The organism is Roseburia zhanii, assembly GCF_014287635.1.
In the GTDB taxonomy this organism is placed as follows: domain Bacteria; phylum Bacillota; class Clostridia; order Lachnospirales; family Lachnospiraceae; genus Roseburia_B; species Roseburia_B zhanii.
In genome coordinates this window covers 1-3,404 of sequence record NZ_JACOPH010000036.1, presented here as the reverse complement: position 1 = coordinate 3,404, position 3,404 = coordinate 1, and the positions used below count along the sequence as shown (strand labels likewise).

Below are 3,404 nucleotides of genomic sequence, written 5' to 3'. Positions count from 1 at the left end.
TCATCAATCATGTTATAATTCTGTTCCTCCAGTTCCTCGATCTTAGCAAGCGGCTTGTATTCTGCCAATTTCACAAGCAGTTCCTTTGCCTGTCTCTCACTGTCCTCGTCTATCCCCTCGTCAATAGATGCCTGTAAGAAAATACTTAGAGGTTTCACATTTCCAGTTCTTATATCATCAGCAATCATTTGTATCTGTGATTCTCTGTCTGATACCGAATCTCTATATCCATATGTATCAATCTCATAAGATAACTGGTCAAGTTCTGCCGCAAGTGTCTGTATCTTCTGCTCTTTTGTCTCCATATCAATCACATCTTTCTCCGGATATGCCGCAATCAGCTTTTTAATTGCGTCCTGCACCTTTGGTGTATCACGAAGCTCCGGTGTATAATTCAGGAAATCCACATCAATTCTCTTGCCGCTTACAATGTCTGCCTGCTCATCTTCCCATTCTTCAGTCCCCTCGATGTGCATATTTACACCAATAGAAGGAATCCCATGCATACGGGAAGGATCAATGGCATTGTAAAGTTTCATAGCTTCCTCTATCGTTTCAATGCCCTCATGGTATTCACCCATATTATGAAATTCCCCACACTCCGCAACGGTAAATGTGATATGGACTGTCTCTGGTTCAATTACAGGCTCTTTTTCCAGTTCAGAAAGCACTTTTTCTTCTGATACAAGTGCGTTTTGTTCCTGCACCAATTCTCTCCCCTGCGTGACAAGCTGATTGTTGATCTGCTCCTGCTGTGCCTTCTCCTGCAGGTAAGTTTCCACCTCCGGAAGATAAGTCTCCAATGTTCCGGTTCTGCTCTCTGTAATCGGGTTAATATCCACCTGAATACCAGCGATATAAATGCTGTCCTCATGTAGCATATTGAAAAGGTCATCTTCTCTGGTTGAGCCTGTGTATTCCACAACTACATCCAAATCCGAATTTTCCTGCTCAATACCTCTGCATCGGCTTCCGGATACCACCACATCAACAATCTGTGCATCCAGTCCATACTCGTCTATCTGCGACTGTACATAGGCATATACCGTTTTTTCTATATCGTCCGCACTCTGTCCGTCCAGACTATGAAACAGTTCTTCCGTCTTTGCCCGGAAATCTGCAACCACATCCGGATTGTTCTCTCTAAATTCTGCCTGCTTTGCTTCTAAATCTGCCTGTTCCACTTCCTCGGCTTTCTCCGAAAGTTCCACAAAATCAACAATCTCTGCTTCGGAACCTGCATACACTTCACCCTGCAAATATTCGTCACGATAATACTGCTCTGTGACTGATGAAAAGCGTGGTTCTTTCAGATCTGCAATTACCATATCCATTGCTCTTTGAATCGTAATATCCGGATTGTCATAAACACCGCCATCTAGCAAGTGATACTGTTCATTCAGAATGGAGTAATCGTATCCTTCATCACATTCATGCATAAGGATATAACGGTCTGCGATATGTACCGCAAGCTCTGTCTGTATTTCGTTCTCCTTGCCTTCCAATGTCAGCATAAATTTCGGCAGTTCCGTAAATCCAAAAGAATCAACAAAGTGTGCGCTGTTCTCGCCATCCTCATGCAATACTACAATGTCGCTGACTGAAAGCGAATGAGCCTTATAATCTGCCGGGTGGTCAATATTGAACTTTGTATAGATTGCTTCCAATGTTTCCGACTGTGTCTGTCCCTGCAATTCCGTCAGTTCTCCCATATACACGAGCTTATAATTTTCCGGCAATACAGCATCAAAATTATCTTTGGTTATTCTCATACGCTTCAGGCTTTCCGTTCCTTCAAAGCGAAACTTATCCAGTTCAGGATCATCCTTCAACTGATAAATGCCATATTTATCGGTATTTCCATACAAAAGCTGTGCTTCCCTGTTGGAATCACTCTCTGAAAGTTCTTCCTGCATCATCTGGAGCTTTCGTTCATTCAGCCAGTCCCCTTTTTCAATGCCACACATCCCGTCATGTTCTGTAATCTGTTTTCTATCGGATACAGTAGTCTCGGAACCGTCCGTATGCAGAAGATACACAGGCAAATCATGATCAAATAGTTCTATTGCCCTTTCCTGTGTCAGAGGAAACATTTCATTCCATGTATAGCCATATTCCTGCATTTCAGATACACCTACCATGCTATCCGGAAGTGCGTCGATTTCCGCCTCTGCATCAATCATTGCTAATGCAACATCCTGATTTCCATCCACTTCCTGTGCATAGATATGTTCTGCAAGCTCCCTGGTTTTTTCAATGTTCCCCAGCTTGTAGGCATAATTTACAATCAAATTTCTTTCAGCCTCGGAAAAGGCAGGCTGTCCATGTTCCAATCGGTTAATGATATGCTCTGCATGTTGCATGACAGACAGTTCCTCCACATCCGTCAGACCTGCATCAAAATCGTATTCATAATCCCAAAAATCCGGCATATTTCCATTTAAACCCTTACTACTGGACGCAAGTAACGTGATTTTCGCTCCCTGCTTTTCCATATATGAAAGGTAATTGCCATCCCATTCATTTTCATAAAGAGAAGCCATATCTTTAAGAATTTTCCCGACATCTTCCCTCGATATATTTGTGATTTTCAAGACCTCCCATTCGCTTTCAAAGACGGAAGCGAACTTAACAACCACATCATCGGCATTGATCGGCTCCATTGCCTTATCATAGACCGCCTTTCTCTCCTTCATATCAATCAGCTCATCTGTATCTGTGTTATAACGCACATCCAGATGATACTCTCCGTACTCTCTGGAATCCTGATTGCCGATTTCCGTTGTCCATGCACCCCTGCTTTCCAAATATGCCTGTATGCTCAACTTGTCATCGTCTGTCATTTCTGACAATGCCTGCATCAGTTCCGGTCTGTCCATGCCATATACATCAAGCAGACTGAACTCTGAAAGGTCCGTATTCTGTATGAGGAGAATACTTTCCTTTGTCTGTTCCTGTGATACTTCCCTGTTCCTTTGTAATTCCTGTAATTGTTCCTCTATCCCAGTAATCAACTCCGAAGCTGTCCTCCGTATCGTATCCATGGAAGCTCTCAGTTCCTTGGTATCTCTGCCACTGCTCCATCCGGCAATATATCCAAAGGAATAATCGGAAGTGTCCACTCCAAAATGCTGACATACCGTATAAGCTATGCTCTCCGCTTCCACCTCTTTAGTGTTGCGGTCTTTTCGCATCTGCTCATCCTGCTCCACTTCCTTGCTGTGCAGCTTGGAATGAGCCACCTCATGAATCATGGTCTTTAATGTCTGGCTCTCGCTCATGTTTTCCTGTACCGCAATCCGCTTTGCTTCCCTGTCATAGTAGCCTTTGGAATCTCCGGCTATCTCCTCCAGTTCAATCGGTACTGGCGAAATAGCTTCTACCGCACGAATCATATCCTGATA

At 43.5% G+C, this 3,404-nt stretch carries 1 protein-coding gene; it reads right to left on the bottom strand.

What is annotated here, in order from left to right:
- Positions 1–3,404, bottom strand: a 3,404-nt coding sequence (locus tag H8S17_RS15685; RefSeq protein ID WP_186867857.1) for a YodL domain-containing protein, incomplete at both ends; no start/stop codon positions are given.